The organism is Embleya sp. NPDC008237, from assembly GCF_042956465.1.
Classification (GTDB): domain Bacteria; phylum Actinomycetota; class Actinomycetes; order Streptomycetales; family Streptomycetaceae; genus Embleya.
Genome location: NZ_JBIBGL010000005.1, coordinates 372943 through 396098, shown reverse-complemented (window position 1 = coordinate 396098; position 23156 = coordinate 372943). Strand labels below are relative to the sequence as shown.

At 72.8% G+C, this 23156-nt stretch carries 21 protein-coding genes; 13 read left to right on the top strand and 8 right to left on the bottom strand.

Annotated features, from left to right (window positions below; genetic code table 11):
• Window positions 1–205: 205 nt before the first annotated feature.
• The 3 genes from ACFZBU_RS15485 to ACFZBU_RS15475 form a co-directional block, all read right to left on the bottom strand.
• Window positions 206–1762 (bottom strand): alkaline phosphatase D family protein, encoded by a 1557-nt coding sequence (locus ACFZBU_RS15485; RefSeq protein WP_391584065.1) that lies wholly within the window; start codon window positions 1760–1762, stop codon window positions 206–208.
• 98 nt (window positions 1763–1860) lie between these two features.
• Window positions 1861–2406, bottom strand: a complete 546-nt coding sequence (locus ACFZBU_RS15480; RefSeq protein ID WP_391584064.1) for a hypothetical protein — start codon at window positions 2404–2406, stop codon at window positions 1861–1863.
• Window positions 2407–2589: 183 nt separating this feature from the next.
• Window positions 2590–3522, bottom strand: coding sequence for an NADP-dependent oxidoreductase (locus ACFZBU_RS15475; protein WP_391584063.1), 933 nt, complete (start codon window positions 3520–3522; stop codon window positions 2590–2592).
• A 125-nt stretch (window positions 3523–3647) separates the two neighbouring features.
• On the opposite strand from ACFZBU_RS15475, the gene ACFZBU_RS15470 reads away from it, so the two are divergent.
• Both ACFZBU_RS15470 and ACFZBU_RS15465 read left to right on the top strand, forming a co-directional pair.
• Window positions 3648–4631, top strand: a complete 984-nt coding sequence (locus ACFZBU_RS15470) for a GlxA family transcriptional regulator (protein WP_391584062.1) — start codon at window positions 3648–3650, stop codon at window positions 4629–4631.
• Between the two features lie 168 nt (window positions 4632–4799).
• Window positions 4800–5597: an SGNH/GDSL hydrolase family protein gene (locus ACFZBU_RS15465; RefSeq protein ID WP_391584061.1), complete on the top strand. Its 798-nt coding sequence runs from the start codon at window positions 4800–4802 to the stop codon at window positions 5595–5597.
• A gap of 78 nt (window positions 5598–5675) precedes the next feature.
• On the opposite strand, the gene ACFZBU_RS15460 is transcribed toward ACFZBU_RS15465, so the two are convergent.
• Window positions 5676–6659 (bottom strand): DUF5937 family protein, encoded by a 984-nt coding sequence (locus ACFZBU_RS15460; RefSeq protein WP_391584060.1) that lies wholly within the window; start codon window positions 6657–6659, stop codon window positions 5676–5678.
• Between the two features lie 88 nt (window positions 6660–6747).
• On the opposite strand from ACFZBU_RS15460, the gene ACFZBU_RS15455 reads away from it, so the two are divergent.
• The 3 genes from ACFZBU_RS15455 (at window position 6748) to ACFZBU_RS15445 (ending at window position 10057) form a co-directional block, all read left to right on the top strand.
• Window positions 6748–8103, top strand: a complete 1356-nt coding sequence (locus tag ACFZBU_RS15455) for an MFS transporter (RefSeq protein ID WP_391584059.1) — start codon at window positions 6748–6750, stop codon at window positions 8101–8103.
• A 341-nt stretch (window positions 8104–8444) separates the two neighbouring features.
• Complete coding sequence (locus ACFZBU_RS15450; RefSeq protein WP_391584058.1) at window positions 8445–8807, top strand: YciI family protein; 363 nt, start codon at window positions 8445–8447, stop codon at window positions 8805–8807.
• Window positions 8804–10057, top strand: a complete 1254-nt coding sequence (locus ACFZBU_RS15445; protein ID WP_391584057.1) for an RNA polymerase sigma factor — start codon at window positions 8804–8806, stop codon at window positions 10055–10057. The genes ACFZBU_RS15450 and ACFZBU_RS15445 overlap by 4 nt, the downstream gene beginning before the upstream one ends.
• 308 nt (window positions 10058–10365) lie before the next feature.
• Here ACFZBU_RS15445 and ACFZBU_RS15440 read toward each other — a convergent pair whose 3' ends face one another.
• The 3 genes from ACFZBU_RS15440 to ACFZBU_RS15430 form a co-directional block, all read right to left on the bottom strand.
• A complete protein-coding gene (locus tag ACFZBU_RS15440) occupies window positions 10366–12009 on the bottom strand; it encodes a flavin monoamine oxidase family protein (RefSeq protein WP_391584056.1) in 1644 nt (547 codons plus the stop codon).
• Window positions 12010–12446: 437 nt separating this feature from the next.
• Window positions 12447–13469: an aminotransferase class I/II-fold pyridoxal phosphate-dependent enzyme gene (locus ACFZBU_RS15435; protein ID WP_391584055.1), complete on the bottom strand. Its 1023-nt coding sequence runs from the start codon at window positions 13467–13469 to the stop codon at window positions 12447–12449.
• A gap of 241 nt (window positions 13470–13710) precedes the next feature.
• The gene (locus tag ACFZBU_RS15430; protein ID WP_391584054.1) at window positions 13711–14142 is read right to left on the bottom strand and encodes a nucleoside deaminase; all 432 of its coding nucleotides are present in this window, start codon (window positions 14140–14142) and stop codon (window positions 13711–13713) included.
• A 206-nt stretch (window positions 14143–14348) separates the two neighbouring features.
• Between ACFZBU_RS15430 and ACFZBU_RS15425 the strand changes: the two genes are divergently transcribed.
• Together ACFZBU_RS15425 and ACFZBU_RS15420 are read left to right on the top strand one after the other, a co-directional pair.
• Window positions 14349–14684: a hypothetical protein gene (locus tag ACFZBU_RS15425; RefSeq protein WP_391584053.1), complete on the top strand. Its 336-nt coding sequence runs from the start codon at window positions 14349–14351 to the stop codon at window positions 14682–14684.
• A 224-nt stretch (window positions 14685–14908) separates the two neighbouring features.
• A complete protein-coding gene (locus tag ACFZBU_RS15420; RefSeq protein ID WP_391584052.1) occupies window positions 14909–15049 on the top strand; it encodes a hypothetical protein in 141 nt (46 codons plus the stop codon).
• Window positions 15050–15120: 71 nt separating this feature from the next.
• Here ACFZBU_RS15420 and ACFZBU_RS15415 read toward each other — a convergent pair whose 3' ends face one another.
• A complete protein-coding gene (locus tag ACFZBU_RS15415) occupies window positions 15121–16020 on the bottom strand; it encodes a MurR/RpiR family transcriptional regulator (RefSeq protein ID WP_391584051.1) in 900 nt (299 codons plus the stop codon).
• 223 nt (window positions 16021–16243) lie between these two features.
• On the opposite strand from ACFZBU_RS15415, the gene ACFZBU_RS15410 reads away from it, so the two are divergent.
• From ACFZBU_RS15410 to ACFZBU_RS15385, 6 genes are all read left to right on the top strand, one after another.
• Window positions 16244–17434 carry a C45 family autoproteolytic acyltransferase/hydolase gene (locus ACFZBU_RS15410; protein ID WP_391584350.1) on the top strand — a complete coding sequence of 397 codons (1191 nt, stop codon included), beginning with the start codon at window positions 16244–16246 and terminating at the stop codon, window positions 17432–17434.
• Between the two features lie 91 nt (window positions 17435–17525).
• On the top strand, window positions 17526–19172 hold the full coding sequence (locus ACFZBU_RS15405; protein ID WP_391584050.1) for an ABC transporter substrate-binding protein: 1647 nt from the start codon (window positions 17526–17528) through the stop codon (window positions 19170–19172).
• Window positions 19173–19310: 138 nt separating this feature from the next.
• Window positions 19311–20261 carry an ABC transporter permease gene (locus tag ACFZBU_RS15400; RefSeq protein ID WP_391584049.1) on the top strand — a complete coding sequence of 317 codons (951 nt, stop codon included), beginning with the start codon at window positions 19311–19313 and terminating at the stop codon, window positions 20259–20261.
• Window positions 20258–21133, top strand: coding sequence for an ABC transporter permease (locus ACFZBU_RS15395; protein ID WP_391584048.1), 876 nt, complete (start codon window positions 20258–20260; stop codon window positions 21131–21133). Before ACFZBU_RS15400 ends, ACFZBU_RS15395 begins: the two co-directional genes overlap by 4 nt.
• Window positions 21133–22161 carry an ABC transporter ATP-binding protein gene (locus tag ACFZBU_RS15390; protein WP_391584047.1) on the top strand — a complete coding sequence of 343 codons (1029 nt, stop codon included), beginning with the start codon at window positions 21133–21135 and terminating at the stop codon, window positions 22159–22161. The genes ACFZBU_RS15395 and ACFZBU_RS15390 overlap by 1 nt, the downstream gene beginning before the upstream one ends.
• Window positions 22158–22979, top strand: coding sequence for an ABC transporter ATP-binding protein (locus ACFZBU_RS15385; protein ID WP_391584046.1), 822 nt, complete (start codon window positions 22158–22160; stop codon window positions 22977–22979). The genes ACFZBU_RS15390 and ACFZBU_RS15385 overlap by 4 nt, the downstream gene beginning before the upstream one ends.
• Window positions 22980–23156: the final 177 nt, after the last annotated feature.

Below are 23156 nucleotides of genomic sequence, written 5' to 3'. Positions count from 1 at the left end.
CGATCTGTGCGCCGACCCCCGAGGGGCAACCGGTGGCGGAGCATAATCGAAGCCGCGAACGATCTTTGTCGCGCTTTTTCGGGTACTGATGGATGTTTCGCCCGGTGCCCGACGCTGCGCGTGCCCGCGAGCCCGACGGCCTGCGCGCGAGGGCCCTCGTCCGCCGACGAGGGCCCTGGGTGCGAGCGGGTGCGGGACGCGGGCCTCAGCGCTCCGGGCGCAGCGTCTTGCTCCACAGCACGGTCGAGGCACCGTCGCGCAGATTGACCGTCAGGTTGCCCGAGGGGCCGTCGATCTCGACCTCGCCGAAGTGCTGGAAGCCCTCCAGCGGCGAGTAGTTCGCGCGCGGCGGGGCGTGCACGAACTCGGCCCTGGGGCCGAACGTGCCGTCCAGCGCGTTGGGGCCGAACGCGCCCGCGTTCAACGGACCCGAGACGAACTCCCAGAACGGGTCGAAGTCCTTGAACGCCGCCCGGGACGGGTCGTAGTGGTGCGCCGCGGTGTAGTGCACGTCGGCGGTCAGGAACACGATGCCGCGCACGCCGCGCCGCTGCGCGGTGCGCAGGATCGTGGCGAACTCCATCTCGCGACCCAGCGGCTTGCCCGGGTCGCCCTGCGCGACGCCCTCCTGCGCGGCGGCGCCGTCCGGCACCACCAGGCCCAACGGCAGGTCGTTGGCGATCACCTTCCAGGTGGCGCGGCTCTGCGACAGGCCCTCGATCAGCCACTGCCGCTGCCGGTCGCCGAGCATGCCGCGCTTGGGATCGGCGTAGCGGTTGTCGTCGTTGGGGTCCTTGTAGGTGCGCATGTCCAGGACGAACACGTCCAGGTGCCGGCCGTAGGAGAGTTTGCGGTAGACCCGGTCGTCGCCGATCGGCACCCACTCGCGGAACGCCTGCCCGGCGCGCGCGGCGAGCACGTCGACGCGCTTCTCGGTGTAGCGGGCGTCGTCCAGGATCTGACCCGGGTACCAGTTGTTGCGCACCTCGTGGTCGTCCCACTGGTTGATCTGGGCGACCTCGGCGGCGAACGCGCGGTAGTTGCGGTCGAGCAGGTTGTAGGCGAACTGACCCCGGTACTCGGTCAGCGACTCGGCGACCTTGGACTTCTCCGGGGTGACCACGTTGTGCCAGATCCGGCCGTCGGGCAGCGGGACGCTCTCCACCAGCGGACCGTCCGAATAGACCGTGTCGCCGCTGTTGAGGAAGAAGTCGGGACGCAGCCGGCGCATCTGCTCGAAGATCGTCATGCCGCCGATGTCCGGGTTGCTGCCCCAGCCCTGGCCGACGGTGTCGCCGGACCACACGAACCGCACACCGGAGCGGCTGCGCTCGCTCGGCGCGGTGAGCAGCGAACCGGTCACCGCCCGGCCGGCCGCGCCGCGTTCGCCCTCGACCCGGACCCGGTAGTGGATGCGCCGCCCGGACGGCAGGCCGCGCAGCCGCACCCGGCCGGTGAGGTCGCCGTCCGGGGTCAGCCACGGCCCCCGCACGCAGTGCGCGTCGCGCAGGTCGGGCCGGGTGCCGTACTCGACGATCAGCCGACCGGGCCGGTCGGCCCGGCCCCACACGATCGCCGAGGACGCGGTGGCGTCGCCGCTCTGCACGCCGTGGCTCAGGCTCGGCCGGCCGGAGGCCACGTACGCGGGCGCGCCCGACGTCGACGCCGAGGCCGAGTTGGCGCCCAGCACGGGAGCGATCGCGAGGCCGGCGCCGACGACGGAGCCGGTGCGCAGGAGGGTCCTTCTGTCCACTGAGGTCATGGACATGTGTGTAGTGGCGCCGGGCGACGTATCGGCGAACGCGGGTTGGCCGACTCGTCAAGTCTGGTCGGCGGGCGGGGGTGGGGCAGCGGGGCAGGTCACCCGGGCTCGTGGTCGGCGGCGCCGTGCTCGCGCCACGGATAACCGTGCGACCGGAACGCCTCGGCCACCGCGCCGCGTCCGGCCTGCGGCCGGGCTCGCACCAGTGGGCGGGTGTCGTGGTCCAGCACGACCACCCGCTTGGCGTCGAGGAAGACGGCGGATATGTCGGCCCGTTCGAGCGTGATGGTGCGGTCCGTGTGGTCGAACCGGACCCGGGAGTCGGTGAGGGTGATGCGGGTCGACTCCGCCACGGCGACGAGGGCGGCGCCGACGCCCAGCAGCAGTCCCAGGACCGCACCGACGGCGACCTGCCACGGCTCCTGCGTCGAGGCGACGAAGCGGACGACGGAGCGCATCGGCAGGATCGGCATCCGGGTCGCGATCCGGGCCGCCGGCGGCAACAGGAACCCGAGCAGCAGCCCCAGCGCCGGTACGCTGCCGAAGATCGCCACCAGGTGCGCTCGCGGGTGGCTCAGCACCGTTCGCCGCTCGGCGGCCCTCGTCGCCCGCGCGGACGCGGGTGCGGATTGCTCTTCGGCCATGGCGTGCGCTCCCCTCCCTGCGGTGGCGGTCGACACCGTCCGCCGTCTCGATGCTAGGGAGGCACGGTCGACGCCCGCAGCGGCCGAAAGTCGACGAGGCCCAGACTTACGTCGAGAGCCCCGAGGCAAGCGGCCGACCGGCCGCGTCCGACGGCCGGACTGCCGGACGGAGGGTGAAGGCGCCTAGACCACGGTCAGCACGATCTTCCCGGAGGTGCGCCCGCTCTCGCCCAACTCGTGTGCCTTGCCCGCCTGCTCCAGCGGCAGCACCGCGTCGATCACCGGCCGCAGCAGGCCCGCCTCGGCCAGTGCCGCGATCTCCTTCAGCCCGCCCTGATCCGGCTCGACGATGGTGAACCCCGCCCGCAGCCCCGCCGCCTCCGCCACCGGCACCAACTCCACCTCGGCCGGCGACGCCAGCGAGACCACCAGTCCACCCGGCCGCAACGTCCGCAGCGAGCGCGGCCCGTACTCGCCGCCGATCGTGTCCAGCACGACGTCCACGTCCCGCACCGCCTCGGCGAAGTCGACGCTCGTGTAGTCGATCAGTTCGTCCGCCCCCAGGCCGCGCAACAACTCGTGCTTGGCCGCGCGGGCGGTGCCGATCACATACGCGCCGCGGGCCTTGGCGATCTGGACCGCGAGATGCCCCACCCCACCGGCCGCGGCGTGGATCAACACCCGCTGACCGGACCGTACGTCGGCCGCGTCCACCAGCGACTGCCACGCGGTGAGCGCGGCCACCGGCAGCGCCGCCGCCTCCACGTGCGACAGGGCGGCCGGCTTGCGGGCCAGGTGCCGGGCGGGCGACGTGACGAACTCGGCGTAGGTACCGGCCGGCTGCGGCAGCCGGGGCATGCCGAACACCTCGTCGCCGGGTCGGAACACACTCACTCCCAGGCCGACCGACTCGACCACGCCCGACACGTCCCAGCCCAGCGGGACCGGGGTGTCGCCGAGCAGACCGCCGGAGGCGCGGTGCCAGTAGTCGGTCGGGTTCACCCCGGCCGCGTGCACCCGCACCAGCACCTCGGAGGCACCCGGGGTCGGGCGCTCCACCTCGACCACCTTCAGCACCTCGGGCCCACCCAGCGTGTCCTGTCGGATGGCGCGCATCGTCATCACATTCCCCTGCTCGTGTTCCGGTTCGACCGTCGTGTCCGGCGGCGTGGGAGTAACTCTGCCGTCGCCCCCGAGGCCCATCGAGTGGCCGAGTGGCCAACATGTGAAAGGATCCGGCCATGCATCGAGTCGTGGTCCTGGCCCTGGAAAACGTCTATCCGTTCGAGCTGGGCATCCCGGTGCGGATCTTCGGCACCGCGACCGGCGCCGCCGACGAACCGCTGTACGAGGTGATCACATGCAGCCTCGACGGCCGACCGGTGCGCACCAGCGCCGACTTCGGCATCGCCGTCGAGCACGGCGCCGAGGTGCTGGCGAGCGCCGACACCCTGGTGCTCCCGCCGTTCACGTGCGGCGTGGACGAGAACGACGAGCCGGACTGGCTCCCGGAGCCGCTCGCCCGGGCATTGGCCGGACTGCGGCCCGGCACCCGGATCGTGTCCATCTGCACCGCGTCCTACGTGCTCGCCGCCGCCGGCCTCCTCGACGGCCGTCCGGCGACCACGCACTGGAACGAGGTCGAGGAGTTCCGCAGGCGGTTCCCCCGCGTCGAGGTCGACCCGGACGTGCTGTTCGTCGACGACGGCGACATCCTCACCGCGGCCGGGGTGGCCGCCGGCATCGACCTGTGCATGCACCTGCTGCGCCGCGACCACGGCAGCGAGGTGGCCAACCGGGTCGCCCGGCGCTGCGTGACGCCGCCGTGGCGCGAGGGCGGGCAGGCGCAGTTCATCGAGCGCCCGGTGCCGGAGCCGTCCTCGGCCACCACCTCGGCGACCCGGGCCTGGGCGCTCGAACACCTGCACCGCCCGCTGTCGTTGGCCGAACTGGCCGAACACGCGCGGATGAGCGTACGCACCTTCACCCGGCGCTTCCGGGACGAAGTGGGCATGACCCCCGGCCAGTGGTTGACCCGGCAACGCGTCGAACACGCCCGCCGGCTCCTGGAGACCACCGACCTGAGCGTGGACCGGATCGCCGACCGGGCGGGCTTCGGCACCGGCGCCTCGCTGCGCCAGCACCTGGTCGCCACCATCGGCGTACCGCCGATGACCTACCGCCAGACCTTCCGCACCCACGAACCGGTGTCGGCGCGCGGGTGAGACATCGGCCGCCGTGCGGGCCGACGTCGTGAAGACGACACCGGTTGCCCGCGCCCGGGTGCGGCGGCGGCCGTCGGGCATCCTTCCCGCGGGTGAGTGCGGTCAAGCCGGCCGCCGTTGCGGCCGATACCTCCGACAACGTGCCCACGTTCCGGAGGAGATCCACTCGTGCCGTCGCCGTTCCGTGTTGCCGCGTCCGTCGCCGCCGCCGCGGCCCTCACGTTCACCGGAGTCGGCGCGCACCCGGCTCCCGCCGCACCGGTCGCGCGTTACGCGGCGCTGGGAGACTCGTACAGTTCGGGCGTCGGCGCGGGCGACTACCTCGCCGACGGCGGCGACTGCAAGCGCAGTGCGAACGCCTATCCGGCGCTGTGGCAACGGGCGCACGCGGCGGTCGAGTTCGCCTTCGTGGCGTGCTCCTCGGCGACCACGGCGGATGTGCGTGCGCGGCAGTTGTCCGCGGTGACCGCCGACACCACGCTGGTGACGATCAGCGCCGGCGGCAACGACATCGGCTTCGCCGATACGCTCGAGACCTGTGTGCTCGGCAGCGACCGGGCCTGCTCGGACGCGGTGGCGACGTCCACGGCGTACGTGCGCGACCGGTTGCCGGCCGATCTGGACGCGACCTACGCGCAGATCCGCCGCCGGGCCCCGAACGCGCGACTGGTGGTGCTCGGATATCCGCGCCTGTTCGAAACGGGCAGCTGTCTCCTGGGGCTGAGCGTGGCCAAGCGGCGGGCGCTGGACGACGCGGCCGACACGTTGGCGGAGGTCACGGCACGCCGGGCGGCGGCCGGCGGCGCGGAATTCGCGGATGTCCGGGCCCGGTTCGCCGGACACGGGGTGTGTGCGGCGGACGAGTGGCTGCACGGGCTGACGCTGCCGGTCGACGAGTCGTACCACCCGACCGCCACGGGCCAGGCCAGGGGCTACCTCCCGGGCCTGGTCGCGCTCACCGGCTGAGGGGCCGCGGGCCGACGGTACGGACCCGGCCGCCGCGAACCGCGGCCGGACCCGAGCACCCGAGTGCGGCCGGGCGGGTCAGCCGCGCCCCTCGGCCAACACCTCGCCGAGCGTGGTGCGTCGGTAGTGCACGGAGCGGCCCACCCGCAGGCCGGTGACCAGGTCGGCGCGGCGCAGCACGGCCAGGTGGTCGCCGACCGTACCCAGGCCGAGGTTGAGCCGCGCGGCCAGTTGGGTGGTCGTCGCCTGGGTGGCCAGCGCGCGCAGGATCGTCGCGCGGGTGGTGCCCAGCAGGTCGGCCAGCGCCTCGTCGTCCGATCGGGCCGGGGCACCCAGCAGTTCGGCCACGCCCTGGGCCGGATACACGATGGCGTAGGGCCACGGTGGTTCCACATAGGCGACCAACGCACCGAACGCGGACGGCACGAACAGCAGCCCGTCGCCGCCGAGTGCCACCGTGTCGATCGCCTTGTGGGCGACCTCGATCACGCCCTCGTCGCGCCACCGCAGCCGCGGCGACAGGTCGCCCAGCGCGGCACCCCAGCCGTACGCCGCCAACCGCCCGGCGGTGCGCACCAGATCGCGCTCCAGCACCGCACGCAGCGCCGGCCACTCCGGCTCGACCAAAGTCGTCCACGCGGCCTCGATCGCATCCGCCAGCCGCGCCACCACATCGGGGGAGTCGAGCAGCGCACGGGTCGAGGCCGAGGGCGCGCGGAGCCCGGCCAGGTTGCGGGCGAGTTCGGAGCGGGCCCGGGCCAGGGGCGTGGCCCGCAGTACGGCCAGTTCGTCCCCGATGCCGGCCGGGGTACCCGACGGGGGCGGGTGCAGGAGGTCCGCGTTGTAGCCGCCGCGCCGGTACAGCGACGTCATCGCCGCGACCGCCGGCTGCTCGCGGCGCAGCCGCTCGTACGCCGGCCGCAACCGCTCGATCCACGGTCGCAGCGGCCCGGCCTGGTGGCTTCCCGACAGCGTTCGCAGCACCCACACCACCTCGCCCAGCGGCGAGATGCCGAATCTGCTGCGCGCCACGTCGGCCGGCCCGACCTCGATCCTGAGCATGCGCCGCCTCCCACCCGGCAGCCTGTCAGGTTTCGGTTGTGGCCGAAAGATTGGCCGGCGGGCGGCGTGCCGCAGCACGCTCGCCCCCATGATCGGCGACGACGTCAAACCGGCGACCTACCGCGAGGTCTTCGCGGTCGGCGCCTTCCGGGTGCTGTTCGGTTCCTATGTACTGCTGCTGATCGGCGACACCGTGCGGATGCTCGCGCTCGCGGTGCTCGTCTACGAACGCACCGGGTCGCCGGCGCTGTCCGCGCTCGCCTTCGTCGCCGGGTTCGTCCCGCAGGCGTTCGGCGGGGCGCTGCTACTCTCGCTCACCGACCGGGTGCCCGTGCGCACCGCGATGGCCGGGTACGACCTGGTGCGCTGTGCGCTCGCGCTGGTGCTCGCGGCCGACGTGTTGCCGGTGTGGGCGGTTCTGTTGCTGCTCGCGAGCGTCGGGTTGGTCAGCCCGGTCGCGGGCGCCGCGCGTCAGCGCACGCTGCCCGAACTGTTGCACGGCGACGCCTATGTGCTCGGGCGTTCGGTGTTCGGGATGACCGCCGGCGCGATGCAGGTGCTCGGCTATGCGGTCGGCGGTCTGCTGCTCGCACTGGTCGGGTCGAGCGGTGCGCTGCTGTTCGCGGCCGGTACCGCGTTGGCCTCCGCCGCGGTGCTGCGATCGGGCCTGCCGGCGGCGGCGCGCACCGAGCGCCCCGCGGCGGCCCGGGCCGAGGGCACGGTACGCGCGACCCGGCGGGTCAATCGCGAACTGCTCGGCGACCGCACCGTGCGCGGCCTGCTGCTGGCCCAGTGGATACCGGCGAACCTGGCCGTGGCCGCCGAGGGGGTGATCGTCCCGTACACGCCCGACCACGCCGGTGTCCTGTACGGCTCGGCCGCCGCCGGGATGTTGCTGGGCAACCTGCTGGTGGGCCGCTTCGTGCGCCCGGCCGGGCGCGAACACCTGGCGCTGTGGTTGGCCCTGCAACTCGGCATCCCGCTGGTGTTCTTCGCGGCCGGGCCGCCGCTGTGGACGACGGCCGGCCTGTTCGTGCTCTCCGGCGCGGGCCTGTCCTACCAGCTCGGCCTGCAACGCCGCTTCCTGGAAGCCGTCCCCGAGGCCGCCACCGGCCAGGCGATGGGCCTGGCGATGACCGGCACGATGACCCTCCAGGGGGTCACCATGGCGGGCGCGGGCGCACTGGCCGGCGTGCTCGCCCCCGGCCACGTGATCGCGCTGGTCGGCCTGGCCTCGATCGTCGGCACGCTCGCGGTGCACCGCGTGCTGCGCCCGCCGGCGGACGGGCGGTCGGCGCCGGGGGTGCTCGCGGTGCCGGCCCTGTCGGTGGAGGCGGCCGAGTCGGCGGAATCGGCGGAATCGGCAGGGTCGGTGGTGCCGCCGGGGCAGGCGGCGGTGCCGACGGTGCCGGCGCTCGGGGCGGAACCGACGCAGGCCGGCTGACCGGGTTCGGGGTCGGGCCCGGGGGCGGGGGCCGGTTCCGGGTTCCGGGTCCGACCCCTGTTCGCGACGTCGTCCGAAGCACCTCGGTTGCCGGCGGGTGGCGTGTCGGAGGCCGCCGTTCGGGGCGTTCGGGGACGGGTTCGGCCGGGCGGCTTCGTCCGCCGCGGATCGATTCGGCATTCTGTCCGCCGGGATGTCGAGAACCGTCGACTCGCTCCGACCCGGATACGAGCGACCCGCCCGGCGACTCGGCAGCGTGATCCCGAGCACCGGATCGGGCCGCCGGTCGGACCGGGGCACCCGGCCCGACCGCACCGAACCGGAACCACCAGGAGTCACCGATGAAGTTCATGCTGCTGATCCACAACCGCCCGGGATTCGTGGAGGAACTCTCCGAGGCCGAGCGCACCGAGCTGTTCGGCGAGGTCGACGAGTTGATGGCCGAGCTGACCGCATCCGGCGAACTGCTCGGCGGCGAGGCGCTGGCCGACCCCGCGCAGACCCGCACGGTAAGGGTTCGGGACGGTGTGCCGGCGGTCACGGACGGCCCGTTCGTGGAGGCCAAGGAGCACTTCGCCGGCTACCTGCTGGTCGAGTGCGAGAGCACCGAGCGGGCCGTCGAGATCGCCGCGCGCTGGCCGGACGCCCGCTACTGGGCGATGGAGGTCCGCCCGGTGATGACCGACTCCGGGACGGAGATGTGAGCCGGGACGCGCACGTCGAGGGCCTGCTGCGGGAGTTGACCCCGCAGGTCCTCGGCGTGCTCGTCCGCCGGCACGGCCAGTTCGACGCGTGTGAGGACGCGGTCCAGGAGGCGCTGCTCGCGGCCACCGTGCAGTGGCCCGTGGAGGGGATTCCGGACAGTCCGTGGGGCTGGCTGCTCACCGTGGCCGACCGACGGCTGATCGACCACTGGCGCAGCGAGCGGGCCCGCCGCAACCGCGAGGAGCGGCTCGCCGCGCAGGCCCCGGCCGACGAGTTCGTCTCGCCGGCACCCGACGAGGACGATGCCGCCGGCGATCGCGACGACACGCTGACCCTGTTGTTCCTGTGCTGCCATCCGGCGCTGACGGGAGCCTCGCAGGTGGCGTTGACGCTGCGCGCGGTCGGCGGTCTGACCACCGCGCAGATCGCCGACGCGTTCCTGGTGCCGGAGAGCACCATGGCGCAGCGGATCAGCCGGGCCAAGCAGCGGATCAAGGCCGCCGGCGGTCGCTTCGGCACGCCGGCCGGGCGGGAGCCGATGGAGCGGCTGGGTGCGGTGTTGCAGGTGCTCTACCTGATCTTCAACGAGGGCTACACGGCCGGTTCGGGCCCGGATCTGCTGCGCACCGACCTGACCGCCGAGGCCATCCGGCTCACCCGTGCGGTGCGCCGGTTGCGGCCGGACGACGGCGAGGTGTCCGGGTTGCTCGCGCTGATGTTGCTGACCGATGCCCGCCGAGCCGCGCGCACCGCCGCGGACGGCGGGCTGATCCCGCTGGCCGAGCAGGACCGCGGCCGCTGGAACGCGGAGGCGATCCGGGAGGGCACCGAGCTCGTCACCGACGCGCTCACGTGGGGGCCGCCGGGCCCGTACCAGCTCCAGGCCGCAATCGCCGCGGTGCACGCGGAGGCCGCACATGCCGAGGACACCGACTGGCGGCAGATCCTCGCGCTGTACCGGCTGCTCGACCATCTGTCGCCCGGCCCGATGGTCACCCTCAACCGCAGCGTCGCGACGGCGATGGTGCACGGCCCGGGGGCCGGCCTGGAGCTGCTCGACACGCTGGCCGAGGACGACCGGATGATCGAGCACCACCGGGTGTGGGCGGTGCGCGGCCATCTGCTCGAACTCGCCGGCGACCGCGAGGCGGCTCGGAAGGCCTACCGCGAGGCCGCCCGGCGGACCACCAGCCTGCCGGAGCGGCGCTACCTGGAGATACGCGCGGCGCGGGCGGCCGACGGGGCGTGATCCGCGCGTGGCGCGTGGCACCGCCGCCCGCCCGCCCGCCGGTCGGCCCGCCCTCGCCCGTCCGCTCGTCCGCCCGCGCGAGGATCTCGGCGGGCGAAGGCGGCGCGGCAGTCGAGGTGGAGCTCAGCATGCGGCTCGGCGGCACCAAGACCCGCCACGCCAGACTCACCACCGACCGACTCGCCGCAGTGGGGCCGGCTCGGCGGTGGTGAGCGAGGCGATGGGGCGCAGCAGCCATGCTGTCGAGCCCCCCGGTGGCCCGAGGGAGCGCACCGCGCGACGGCCCGGGCCTCGAGCAGGTGCTGCCGTCAGAGTCCCTGTGTCAGGAAGACGGAGTCGGGGACCCGGACATCGGTGGGAGCGGTGCGGGGAAGGATGCCGTGGAGTTGGGCGACGACGTACTGCGCCGACATCATGGCCCCTTCCTGCCAGCCGGGCAGCGGGGATGCCTGGTCTCCGACGACGTAGAAGCGGCCGTCGCCTTCGGGCTGGAGGAGCTGCTTGTAGGCGACCTGGTGGCTGGGGTCGGCCGGGTCCCAGTCGGCCCAGCCGCCGAGCTGGTGGGGCACCTTGTGCCAGGCGATGGTGACGCCGAGCTCTTGCGGCACGGTCGTCTTCTCCAGGAACTCACTGTGCAGCTGTGCTGCGCCTTCCCGGGCCAGGCTCAGCCGCTCGTCCGGTGTGCGCTTGCCCATGGCCTGGGCGTGTTCGCCGAAGTTGTACGCCCCGGTGAGGGTGCCCGTCTTGGAGAAGTAGTCGTTGGACGGGTACCAGAACTGGGTGATGGGGTGGTCGGTGAAGCTGATACCGCCGTAGATCTGGTTGTGGTCGTCCTCCCAGAACCGCCGGTTGGCCTGCCAGCCGACCTTGCACGTCGGCGCGAAGCCCACCGCTGCCACGGCGTTCCGGAACTCGGTCGAGAAACCGGTCAGCGTGAGCTGCTTGAGCACCGGAAGCGGGATGTTGCTCACGCAGTAGTCGGCCGTTGCCCTCAGTTCCTTTCCGCCTGAGCGGTAGGTGACGCCGACCCGCTCGCCCGTGAGTTCGATCGAGGTGACGTCGGCGTCGAGTTCGACGGTGACGTTGTACTCGGAGGTGATCCGCTCGGTCAGGGCGTGGACGATCTTGTCCATTCCGCCGATGGGCTGGAACATCGTGGCCTGCCACAGGTATTCGACCGGCTGGTAGAACCTGTGCTTCCAGAACTCCGACCCGACCAGGTCCGAGAGCGATAGCGGGGGCGCGGGCCGGGGAAACTCGTGGACGTCGAGCGGCTCGGTGTAGCCGGAGCGGGTGGAGCCGTGGTACTCGCCCTCCTCGTCCAGGTCGCCGAACCTGCGCAGCAGGTCTCGCAGCATGCCGGTGAACTCGTCGTGGCCGGTCAGGGAGGCGGACAGGAGCGCGGCGAGGTGTCCGCGAGTGTCGTTGGCGATGCGCCGGTTGCGCCACGGCCGGCCGGGCGGGGTGTGTCCCTCGCTGTGCAGGACGTTTGCCGTCGTCTCCATGATGTACGGCTCCAGCGCGACCCCGAGGTCGGTGCAGTACGTCAGGACCCGGCGGTGGTGGTACGGGATGCGCCCGGGGCCGAGGTTGAGGTACAGGCCCTTGTCGAAGGCGCAGGTGTGGGTCAGCACCGGGCTGTTGCCCTCGCCGTCGAGTTCGTACAGCTTGTCGCCGTTGCGGGCGGTGCGGTTGCGGCCGCCGGTACGGGGCTGGGGCTCCAGAACCGTGCACCGGTAACCGAGCTTGCCCAGTTCGTAGGCGGCGGTGAGTCCGCCGACGCCTGCGCCCAAGAGCAGTACCGACGGCTCCGTGCCGGCCGCGGCGCGCGGTGCGGCGGTGAAGTCGGGCGCGGTGCCTTCGCCGGAGCTCAGCGGGCCGGCGAGGCCCGACATGGCGTGGTAGAGCGACTGTGCGGATTCGGAGGGGGCGGCGGACGTGCGTGTACTCATGGTTCACTCTCCGGTTGGGACGGACGATGCCGCTCGCGTTCGCCGGCCTCCGTGGCCTGTACGGTGGCCGAGCCCACGAGATCAGCCGCGGAACAGCCCCGAAGGACGCGAGACGGCGGCCGCGAAATGCCGCGCGATATGCGAGTGCGGTTCAAAATCCTTCCCGATCTTCGGGGAGGGGGCGACGGCCGTCCGGGTGAGCGCACGCGGCCGAACCCGACGCACACCGGCGTGCGCCCGCAACCGCCCACCGGCCCCACGCCTCAGCCGAGCCCCAGAGGTTGTTCTCGAAACCCGGAGGGCGTAGCCCCGTTGCGGGGACGCCGCCGTCCTGACGCACAACGGCTACCAGGACACCGGCTGCCCGATCCCGCACCGCCGCCGCGCGCCGGGCCGGAGTCCAAGGCGGTAGCGCCGAACCACCTTGCCTACCGGGTCTATTCGGTGCCCGCCCGGGAATGATGCCGACCCGGGGCGGGGCCTCGGTGCACGCCGAGTCGGTCGACGGTGGTGAAGGGGCCGGTGCGGTCGCCGATCAGGGTCGCCAGGCGGTCCAGGCCGTGGTCGATCGTGGCCGGGTCGAGCGTGCCGCAGGACAGCCGTAGGCGGTGGGCGGGCCCGATCCCGGGGTGGTAGAAGTGCGCCATCGGCGTCCACACCACGCCGTACTCGCGGGCGGACAGCTCCACCAGCTCGTCGTCGGCCACGAACGGCACGGTCAGCACGACGAGGAAGCCTCCGTCCGGGCTGCTCCAGTGCACCCGATCCGCGGCCGGACCCCGGCCGAACCGGGCGGCGAGGCCGTTCAGCAGGTGTGCCGGGTTGCCGATGCGACCGAGCCGACCGGGCCGACCGGTTTCGGCGAACGAGCCGACGTGTACGACGCGTTGCCGGGTGTCCAGGGCCGCCAGCGTCGGCGGTCGGCGATCGCCGGCGACATGGATCAGGCCGTACGGGTCGTCCTCGAGCAGCAGCAGGTCCAACTCTGCGGCGGTGGCCAGGAGTTCGCACCGGGCGAGGCGGTCCAGGCCGATCCCGGACGGGTTGGCGAAGTCCGGGACCACGTACAGGGCGCGTGGACGCAGACCGGCCGCGCGGGCGCCGTACACCTGCGCCGCGAGGTCGTCCAGGTCGACGCCGCGCGGGCCGTCCGCGACCGGGAGCACCGGCATGTCGGCCCGCCGGGCCGCACCGATCAGCCCGAGGTAGGCGGGCGCCACCGCCAGCACCACATCCCGATCCGAGCCGCGCAGCACCCGCAAGACCCGCAACAGCGCGTCCCGTTCGCCGGCTGTCGGCGGGCCGGTCGCGGTGTCACCGTACGGGCGCCGGCCGGCGAACGAAATCGCCTTCGGGTGGCGGCAGGCCACCGCGTCGAGCAGGACCGCCGAGCGCAGGATCGGGTCCGTGGGCGCGGACTTCGGGCCGTCGGGGGTCGATTCGCCACCGATGTGCGTCATCGCGGGCCCCTCTCCCGTCGGCCGTCGACCCGGAGCGCGGTATCCACCGGCACATCACCGAGATGCCACGCGTCGCCCGGGCCGCCGGGTTGGCGACGAGGCTAGGAGGTGAACGGGGCCGGCGGGCGGCATCTGAGCAAAACGTGAGGTTCCCGGGGTGCGAGCGACGCAAAGGACCGGTGGGGATGCGGTGTTCAGCCGTTGCGGGCCGGGCGCCACATCCCCCGTTCCAACCCGACGGCTACCGGTAGTACCCCGCCACCACTTCGCGTACCTCTTCGAGCAGCGCCGGGCCGACCTGCGGTACGGGGGGTTGGCCGCTGCTCGGTCTGATGTCCAGGAGTTGTTCATTGGACAGCGCGAACACCACCCTGCGCAGGCCCGCCCGCTGGATGACCGCCGCACACATTTCGCACGGCTGGCAACTCGTGTACATCGTGGTCTCCGCCGCCGTGGCCGCGTCCAACTCGCGTGCGGCCCATCTCGCGAGCTTCAGTTCCGGGTGGGCGGTGATGTCCCTGTCGGTGAGCGTTGTGTTGCGCTCCTCCGCAAGGACCTTCCCGTCCGGTCCCGCCAACAGCGATCCGAACGGCGGGTTGCCGTCGGCGCGGGCCTCGGCGGCGAGCGCGATGGCCTGCCGGAGGAGGGTGTGGTCGTCGGGTGTGTTGGTCATTACTGCTCCGTTCCCGTGCGGGTGGTGTCGAACCGCGCGGCCTCCGCGGCGAGTGCCTGCCGAGCAGCCTAGGGTCTGTCTTCCATCCCGCGTCCGGCTCCGCGCGCCCGGTGCCGCGCACCGGTGCGTCGGGGAAGCACTCGCACGCGGGGTGGTCCGGGCGTCGGTCGGAGTGCCGATGCGGTATCGGCGGGTAGGTTTCGACCATGACTGCCTCAGCCGCCCGCACGACTACCCATCCGGGCTCCGGCGGCCGACCGCCCGCCGGGGCCGACCGGCTCGGCCCGCGACTGGCCCCCGCCGGGATCGCCATGCCCATCCTGATCGTTGCCTCCACGCTGTGCGCCGTGGCCGCGGACACCGACCTGGCCGATGCCCGCGGCCTGTGGATCCTGGCCGCGGCCGTATGCGCGGTGGCCGCGGGCGTGGCGTGGACCGACATCCTGATCGTCGTCCACCGCCGCCGCCCGACACCGCGAGCCGCCTCCGGGATCGCCTCGCCGACGGAGGAGCCCGGACCCGTTCCGCGCGGCGGCGGATGACCCCGGCGGACGCCGGCGCCGGTCGTGGGCGGGTGCGGCCCGGTACGCCCGGCGCGGGCGCCCGATCGGCCCGCCGGGAATCGAAAGCCCGCTGCCCGCGGCCCGGCGTCCACAGCCCGCAGCTCACGGACCCGCGACCATGTCGTGCAGTTCGCGGGTGATCCGCAGCCGCTCGGCCTGCACCGCCGCGATCGCGGCCCGGGCCGGCAACTCGACTGCACGCCGTGTTGCCGCGGGTCGCCCGGACGACGTCGGTCGGCGCGGACGCCGCCGGCTCGATACCGCGTTCGTGGCTCGCGCTCGCCCTGTGGCCGGTTGCCGCGCTGTGCGCCGAGACCGCCGTCCTCGGCCGGCGCGACGTGTGATCCGCCGCTGCGCCGGCCGCCCGGTCGGTTGACGCCCGGGCCGGGCCCGGCCCGGTGGGGCCGGCCCGCTTTCAGCGCCTGGGTCGGCCCTCCTTGGGTTCCAGCAACTGGGCACGAAGGGCCGTCAGTTGGTGGGAGTGCTCGACCGAGCGGGTCTCGTCCAGGGAGGCCACGGCCAGCAGCAGCGCGTCGCTGAGCACGATCGCGGCCAGCGATTCGGCGGTGATGCCGGTCGGGGTGTGCGGTGCGTACAGGACCGCGTCCGCGGTGTCGGCCAGGCGCTCGACCAGTTCGTCGGTGACCACCACGATGCCGGCGCCGACCACGCGGGCGCGGTCCAGAAGCACCTCCATGTCGCGCAGGAAACGCCCGGGGACGAACATCACCACCACGTCCCGGCGACGCAGCGCGAGCAGTTCGTCGGCCAGGGCGAAGCCGGTGGTGCCGACGAAGCGGGCCCGCCGGCCCATCCGGTTGAGCTTGAGCGCGAGATGCCGGCCGGCCAGTTCCGAGGCGCCGACGCCGTACGCGAGCACCTCGCCGGCGTCGGCGAGCAGTTGGGTGGCCCGTCGGAAGGCGGTCGCGTCGAGATTGGCCCGGCCGTGTTCCAGCCGTTCGATCGCCTCGTCGTAGACCCGGGCGCGGATGCCGTCGAGGTCTTGGCCGACCTGGGTGATCCGCTGCCGGACCCGGACCTCGGGGGCCACGTCCGCGCTGAAGTCCGCGGCGATGTCGCGCTTGAGCGCGGACAGGCCGCCCAGGCCCAGTCGCTGCAGCGTACGCACCACGGTGGCGTTGCTGACACCGATGCTCGCGCCCAGGTCCTGGGCGCTGGCGAAGAGCACCTGCTCGGGGGAGCAGTTGGTCAGATATCTGGCCACGTTCCGCTCGGCCGGGGACAGGTCGGCCCATTGATCGCGAATCGCCGCCCGGAGTCGGGACAGCGCCGGATTTTGCGGTTGTTCGCTCACGCCTCTTGACTCCCCGGTATCAACCATTACTCTCCTCATGAAACAAGCAATACATGTTACCGCGAACTCGTAATGAACGTTACGAAGCCTGTGGTCGAGCCAACCGACCCGGGACGACGAACGGTCGTCACGAGGCTCGCCGCACCCGGGGCGTGCCCCAGGACAGCGTGCAGCACCCGCCCGCCCGCCCAACCCCCAGCACCCAGGAGACGACGTGAGTGGCGTGTCCCTTCCGACCATCGAGATCGGCGGCGAGCCCCGGACCCGGGGCCGCCAGTACGGCGAAGGGGCGAGCGCGCTCATCCATTCCGCGGTCGACTACTACGCCGAGGCCTTCGGCGCGGCCGGCGGCCTGACCTGGCGTCAGGTCACCGACCGGGCCGAACACTGGCTCGCCCCGTCCCGCGCCTTCGCCCCCGACCTGGTCGAGGAGATGACCGGGATCGCCGAGGGCGCCGGCCTCGGCCTGCTCGACATCCTCGCCCTCAACGCCCGCGGCGAGATCATCTACGACGACACCTTCGCCGCGATGGGAGCGGCGGGCACACCGGACGCAGCGGAAGCGTCGGGGACACCGGACGCGTCGGCCGGGCCGCAGACGCCGGAGAACCCCGACGGCTGCACCTCCTTCGCCCTGCTCGACCCGGCCTCCGGCGACGGCCACGTCTACGCCGGCCAGAACTGGGACTGGCGCTACGGCGTGCGCGAGACGGTCATGGTCGTGCGGGTGGTCCAGCCCGGCAAGCCCACCGTGGTGATGCAGGTCGAGGCGGGCCAGGTCGGCCGGCAGGGCGCCAACTCGGCCGGCCTCGCGCTCAACGCCAACGGCCTCGGCGGGCGCTTCGACCACGCCGTCGGCATCCCGCAGACGCTGATCCGGCGCCGCGTGCTCGACTGCGCCAACCCGGCCGAGGCGCTGGACGTGCTCTTCCGCACCCGCGCACACATCGCCAGCAACGCACTGCTCACCCACCGGGCGGGCTTCGCGATCGACATCGAGACCACGCCCGGCGCGAACGGCTGGATGTACCCCACCGACGGCCTGCTCGTGCACGGCAACCACTACCAGGCCTTCATGCCCACCCAGCTGGCCGCGAACTACCGCCCCACCGCCCCGGATTCGCTGCTCCGGGTCCCGCGCGCCGAGGCCGGCCTGCGGCGCTGCCGGGACGCGGGCGACCCGGCCGAGACCCGCAAGCTGATCCACGCCGCGATGTCCGACCACCTCGGCCACCCCGAATCGTTGTGCACCCACCCGGACCCGGCCCGACCGGCGGTCCGGCAGTGGGCGACGCTCCTGTCCAGTTGCGTCGACCTGACCACGGGCGAATACCGCGTCACCGCCGGCACCCCGTGCGATCACGAGTACGAACTCCTGCCCTGGAACCTGCACGACGGTCCCGGCGGCGCCTGACCCACCCGCCCGCTCCCGCGGCGCCCGACCACCCGCCCGCGCCCGCGCCGGCGACCGTCCCACCGTCCCCCCGCATCCCCCGGAGAGTCGCATGTCCCGCACTCGCACCCTCGCCGCGCTCGGCCTGGCGGCCCTGCTCGGCCTGAGCACCGCGTGCTCCAACAAGACCGCCGGCGGCAGCCCTGCCGCAGGCACCCCCGGCAAGCCCGCCGACCTCGCGCTGACCGACACCACCGCCAAGGCCGGCGGCGCGGTGGACAGCGTCAAGTGGCTGCTGGCCAAGGAACCCAAGTCGCTGGACCTGGACGTGCGCTCGGACAGCGACTCCAACGCGCTGCTCGCCAACGTCTGCGAACGCCTGTTCCAGACCCAGCCGGACCTGAGCATGCGCCCGCACCTGGCCGACTCGGCGACCTACACCGACCCCACGACGCTCGTGCTCAAGCTGCGCGCCGGCGTCACCTTCCACGACGGCTCGCCGATGACCGCGGACGACGTGGTGTGGAGCCTGCAACGGCACGCCGCGGACGGGAAGAACGAATCGGACGAATTCGAGCGGGTGAGCTCCATCGAACGCACCGGCGACGCCGAGGTCACCGTGCGCCTGAAGGAGCCCGACGCACTGTTCACCAAGGCGCTCGCGGGCAACGCGGGCGTCGTGCTCGACCGCGAACAGGCCGAGCCCGCGGGCAAGGACTACGGCACCCCGGGCCGCACCGACGCGTGCTCGGGCCCGTACACGCTCAAGGAGTGGAAGGCCGGCAGCCGGATCACCCTGGAGCGCTACGACGCCTACTGGGACAAGTCCCGCAAGCCGCTCGTGCGTTCGGCCACCTTCGGCTGGGCGGACGAGAACGCCATGGTGAACAGCATGACCACCGGCGCCGCCGACGGCACCTACCTGACCACGATGAGCGCGGTCCCGCCGCTGGCCGGCAACGGCGCACTCACCGTCTCGTACGGCTCCTCCTCCCGCGCCTGGACGCTGATCCCCACCGAGCGCGGCGGCATGAAGGACCCGCGTGTGCGGCGCGCGCTCTCGCTCGCGCTGGACCGCCAGGGCATCGCCAAGGCGGCCTTCGCCGGACTGGCCACGCCGTGGAAGACCCCCCTGGGACCGGGCGCGTGGGGCTACGAGAAGGCCACCTTCCAGGCCGGCTACGACGCGCTCCAGGGCGCCCCGGCCCAGCCCACCGCCGCCGACCTGGACGCGGCGAAGAAGCTGATCACCGAACTGGGCCCCGCCGCACCGACCATCGTGGTCGCCAACGACGGCACGCCCACCCGCAACCTGATCGCCAACGCGGTGGTGGACGCGGCCCGCCGGATCGGCCTCAAGGCCGAGATCAAGACCATGTCCGGCGCCGACTTCACCTCGCTGTACACCGACCAGGCACTGCGCAAGAGCGTCGACATGTTCGCCGACGACTGGTACATCTCCAAGGCCGACCCGGCCGGCTTCTACGACAACGCGCTCACCGGCTCGAACAACAACTGGGTCGGCTTCAGTTCGCCCGAGTACGACAAGGTCGTCAACGAGGCGCTGCGCACCACCGACGACGCCGCCCGGGCGAAACTGCTGGTCGAGGCCGAGCGCCGGTTCACCGCGGACGCGGTGTGGTTGCCGCTGGTCCAGGTGCCCAACGTGCTGATCACCAGCGCCAAGCTGACCGGCGCGCCCGCGTCGATGGCCAACGTCGCCTACCCGTGGCTGGCCGACCTCGGCGCCAAGGGCTGATCTCTCGCGTTGCGCCGGCCGTACCGGCACCCATGCCCGGCCGGCGCACCGGCCCGTTCCCCAGGCCCTCTCCTCGATCCCGCGCCGAGCACCTCGACGCGGAATCGAGGACCGGCCCTCGCCCTCGGAGGTGTCCCCATGCCCGCCCGCGCCCTGCGCATCACCCTTGGGCTGCTCGTCACCCTGCTCGCCGCGTCCTTCGTGATCTTCGGCGCGATCTATGCCGCCCCCGGCGACCCGGCCGCGTTCCTGGTCGGCGGCCAGGAGGACGCGACGCCGGAGAAGCTGGCCGCCGTCCGGGCCGCCTACCACCTCGACGACCCGCTGTGGGTGCAGTACGGGGACTGGATCGGCGGGGTCCTGCACGGCGACCTCGGCCGCTCGATGCAGTACCACGACCAGGTCGCCGACCTGGTGTCCTCGCGCGTGCCCACCACGCTGTTCCTGGTCTCCTACTCGGCCGTGCTGTTCGTCGTGGTCGGCGTCGCCCTCGGCGTGTGGTCCGCGGTGCGCGGCGGGCGGGTCGACGCGGTCGTGGTCGCGGTCACCACGCTGCTCGCGTCGATCCCCAAGTTCGTCAAGGCGCTGGCCCTGGTCGCCTTCCTGGGCGTGCAGTGGGGCTGGTTCCCGGTCACCGGCGCCGGCGAGGGCTTGGGCGACCGCCTTTACCACCTGACCCTGCCCGCGCTCTCGCTGGCGCTGGGCGAACTGGCCGTGGTCAGCCGGGTGACCCGGCAGAGCATGTTGGAGCAGTTCGCCCAGGACCATGTCACCGTGGCCCGCGCGGCGGGACTGTCCGAGTTCAAGGTGATCCGCCGACACGTGTTGCGCAACGCGCTCGCGCCGGTGGTGACCATGTGCGGCCTGATCACCGCGAGCCTGTTCGCGGGCACCGTGGTCGTGGAGACCGCGTTCGGGATCAGCGGGATGGGCTCGCTGCTGGTCCAGGCGATCAACACGCACGACTTCCCGGTGACCCAGGCCGTACTGCTGCTCATGGTGCTCGCGTACATGCTCGTCACCACGCTCGTCGACCTCGTGCACCCGCTGATCGATCCGCGGGTGCGCCTCGAAGGAAGCGCCGCATGACCCTCCTCCAAGCCGCCGCGCCGCCGGTGCCGGCGGCGTCCCCCAAGCCGGCCGAAACCAAGCGGACCTGGCCGATCTCGTTCCGGATCGCGGCCGGATTCCTGCTGCTGACCGCGGCGCTGGCGATCCTGGCGCCGCTGGTGGCGCCGTACGAGCCGGACGCGATCGACCTCGACGCCTCGCTCGCGCTGCCGAGCGGCGCGCACGTGCTGGGCACCGACCAGTCCGGGCGCGACCTGCTCTCCCGGGTGCTGCACGGGGCCGGCCCGAGCCTGGTGGCGCCGCTGGCGCTGCTCGCGCTCGCGTCGGTGATCGGGATCGCGCTGGGCACGCTGGCCGCCTGGCACGGCGGTTGGGTGGACGCCTTCGTCTCGCGCGTGACCGACGTGATGTTCGCCTTTCCCGGATTGTTGTTCGTGATCCTGATCGTGTCGGTGTTCGGCGACGGCCTGACCACGGCGGTGATCGCACTCGCGCTGGCCTACTCGCCGGTGGTGGCCAAGTACACCCGCAGCATCGCGCTCGCGGAACGGGCCAAGCCCTACATCGACGCCTATCGGGTGCAGGGCATGGGCGGATTCGCGATCTGCGCCCGGCGCCTGGTGCCCAACCTGGCGCCGTCGCTGATCGGCTACCTGGTGCTGATGTTCGGTCAGGTGCTGATGGGCATGGCCACCCTCAGCTATCTGGGCTTCGGCGCGCAGCCGCCCAGTTCGGAATGGGGCCTGATGGTCAAGGAGGGACAGGCCGCGCTGGTCCAGGGCGCGCTGTGGCCGGCCCTGGTGCCCGGTACCGCGATCGCCCTGGTCGTGGTGGCCTTCAATGTCGTCGGCGTGCGGATCTCCGACCGCCTGGGGGTGAGGGAACGTTGATGACCCACCACGAGAAGGACCCGGTGAAGGCCGCACCCGGCCTCGATGCGCTGCTGGACATCGAGGACTTGACGGTGGAGCTGCCCGGCGTCGGGGCGCGGCGACCGGTGCTCGACGCCGTGCGCCTGCGCGTGGATCGCGGCGAAGTGGTGGGCCTGGTCGGCGAGTCCGGCTCGGGCAAGTCCACCGCCGCCAAGGCCGTGCTGCGGATGTTGCCGCGCGACGCGCACATCCGCGGCCGGGTGGGCGTGGCCGGGCGCGACGTGCTCACCCTGGACGCCGGCGACCTGCGTGAACTGCGGGCCCGCCGGGTGGCGATGGTGCACCAGGATCCGCGCTCCTCGCTCAACCCGGTGCGTCGGATCGGCGACTTCCTGACCGAGCGGCTGATCCACACCCTGGGTCGGCCCAAGGCGCAGGCGTACGCCGAGGCGCTGCGGCTGCTGGAGGCGGTGGGCATCGTGCGCCCGGCCGAGCGGCTGCGGCAGTTCCCGCACGAGTTGTCCGGCGGGATGCTCCAGCGGGTGGTGATCGCGGCGGCGCTCGCGGGCGACCCGGAACTGCTGCTCGCGGACGAGGCGACCAGCGCCCTGGACGTGACCACCCAGGCCGAGATCCTGGCCATCCTGCGCGAGCATCGCACCCGGCGCGGCCTGGGCCTGCTGTTCATCACGCACGACCTGCACCTGGCCGCGGCCTACTGCGACCGGGTGTACGTGATGTATGCCGGACGGGTCGTGGAGGAGCGGACCGCGGAGCGGCTGTTCGAGGATCCGCGCCATCCGTACACGGCCGGCCTGTTGGCGTGCACGCCCGAGTTGGGCGACCCGCGTCCGATCCGGCCGATCCCGGGTCGACCGCCGTCGCTGGACGACGCCTTCCCCGGCTGCCCGTTCGTCGCGCGCTGCCCGGTGGCGGAGACCGCGTGCGAGACCTGGCGGCCGGTCGCGCGCGAACTCGACGACGGTGGCAGCGTGATGTGCCGCCGTACCGATCTGGACCACCCCGTGGAGAAGGTGCGCAGATGATCACCCCGGCTCTGGAAGTACACGGTCTGTGCCGCGAGTTCGCGCTGCCGGGCCGGCGCGGCGAGCGCACGGTCGCGGCCTGTGACATCTCCTTCACCGTGCCGCCGGGCGGTTCGCTCGGCCTGGTCGGCGAGTCCGGCTCGGGCAAGACCACGATCGCGCGGATGCTGGTGGGCCTGGTCCGCCCGGACGCGGGCACCATCGCGGTGGACGGACATCTGCGCGCGCCGCGCGCCCGGGGTGCCGCGGAACGGCTGCGTCGGGCCCGGGAGATCCAGATGGTCTTCCAGGACCCGTACGTGTCGCTGGATCCCAGGCTCACCGCCGCGCAGTGCGTGGCCGGCGTGCTGCGCCTGCACGGCGAGGCGGACCGCGACAAGCGGGTGCGTGAACTGCTCGACCAGGTCGGCCTGGGCACCCGCGAGGCCGACGCCCGACCGCACCGGCTCAGCGGCGGGCAGCGGCAACGGTTGTCCATCGCCCGGGCGTTGGCGGCCCGCCCGCGGGTCCTGGTGCTGGACGAGGCGGTTTCCGCGCTGGATGTGTCGATCCAGGCGCAAATCCTGGCCCTGCTCACCGAATTGCGCAAGGAGACGAACGTCGCGCTGGTGTTCGTCAGCCACGACCTCGCGGTGGTGCAACAGGTCACCGACGACCTTCTGGTGCTCTATCGGGGCGTGGCGGTCGAACAGGGATCGACCACCGACATCCTGACCGACCCGCGGCACGCGTACACCCGGTTGTTGGTCGGGTCCGCGCCGCGGCCGGGCTGGGACCCGGCCTCGGTGGGCGCTCTGCGCAGGGAACTCGCCGGGTGAGGTGTGCGGGGCGGCGCGCCGGCCGTGTGCTCGGCGGGGCCGGAACGGGCGGCAAATCCGGGCGTGGGCACGGGAATCGGGGGGCTGCGGAGCGTAACCGGTTGGGGACGGCGAGGTAAACGGAGTCGGATCGGGTGGAAAACCTTGACACGCTCTATTGGTCTGGACCACTTTGGC

What these genes read in the sequence shown, in the direction of transcription:
- ACFZBU_RS15485 (WP_391584065.1), bottom strand. Translation starts at nt 1,762, where the DNA reads ATGACCTCAGTGGACAGAAGGACCCTCCTGCGCACCGGCTCCGTCGTC.
- ACFZBU_RS15480 (WP_391584064.1), bottom strand. Translation starts at nt 2,406, where the DNA reads ATGGCCGAAGAGCAATCCGCACCCGCGTCCGCGCGGGCGACGAGGGCC.
- ACFZBU_RS15475 (WP_391584063.1), bottom strand. Translation starts at nt 3,522, where the DNA reads ATGCGCGCCATCCGACAGGACACGCTGGGTGGGCCCGAGGTGCTGAAG.
- ACFZBU_RS15470 (WP_391584062.1), top strand. Translation starts at nt 3,648, where the DNA reads ATGCATCGAGTCGTGGTCCTGGCCCTGGAAAACGTCTATCCGTTCGAG.
- ACFZBU_RS15460 (WP_391584060.1), bottom strand. Translation starts at nt 6,659, where the DNA reads ATGCTCAGGATCGAGGTCGGGCCGGCCGACGTGGCGCGCAGCAGATTC.
- ACFZBU_RS15455 (WP_391584059.1), top strand. Translation starts at nt 6,748, where the DNA reads ATGATCGGCGACGACGTCAAACCGGCGACCTACCGCGAGGTCTTCGCG.
- ACFZBU_RS15450 (WP_391584058.1), top strand. Translation starts at nt 8,445, where the DNA reads ATGAAGTTCATGCTGCTGATCCACAACCGCCCGGGATTCGTGGAGGAA.
- ACFZBU_RS15440 (WP_391584056.1), bottom strand. Translation starts at nt 12,009, where the DNA reads ATGAGTACACGCACGTCCGCCGCCCCCTCCGAATCCGCACAGTCGCTC.
- ACFZBU_RS15435 (WP_391584055.1), bottom strand. Translation starts at nt 13,469, where the DNA reads ATGACGCACATCGGTGGCGAATCGACCCCCGACGGCCCGAAGTCCGCG.
- ACFZBU_RS15430 (WP_391584054.1), bottom strand. Translation starts at nt 14,142, where the DNA reads ATGACCAACACACCCGACGACCACACCCTCCTCCGGCAGGCCATCGCG.
- ACFZBU_RS15425 (WP_391584053.1), top strand. Translation starts at nt 14,349, where the DNA reads ATGACTGCCTCAGCCGCCCGCACGACTACCCATCCGGGCTCCGGCGGC.
- ACFZBU_RS15405 (WP_391584050.1), top strand. Translation starts at nt 17,526, where the DNA reads ATGTCCCGCACTCGCACCCTCGCCGCGCTCGGCCTGGCGGCCCTGCTC.
- ACFZBU_RS15400 (WP_391584049.1), top strand. Translation starts at nt 19,311, where the DNA reads ATGCCCGCCCGCGCCCTGCGCATCACCCTTGGGCTGCTCGTCACCCTG.
- ACFZBU_RS15395 (WP_391584048.1), top strand. Translation starts at nt 20,258, where the DNA reads ATGACCCTCCTCCAAGCCGCCGCGCCGCCGGTGCCGGCGGCGTCCCCC.
- ACFZBU_RS15390 (WP_391584047.1), top strand. Translation starts at nt 21,133, where the DNA reads ATGACCCACCACGAGAAGGACCCGGTGAAGGCCGCACCCGGCCTCGAT.
- ACFZBU_RS15385 (WP_391584046.1), top strand. Translation starts at nt 22,158, where the DNA reads ATGATCACCCCGGCTCTGGAAGTACACGGTCTGTGCCGCGAGTTCGCG.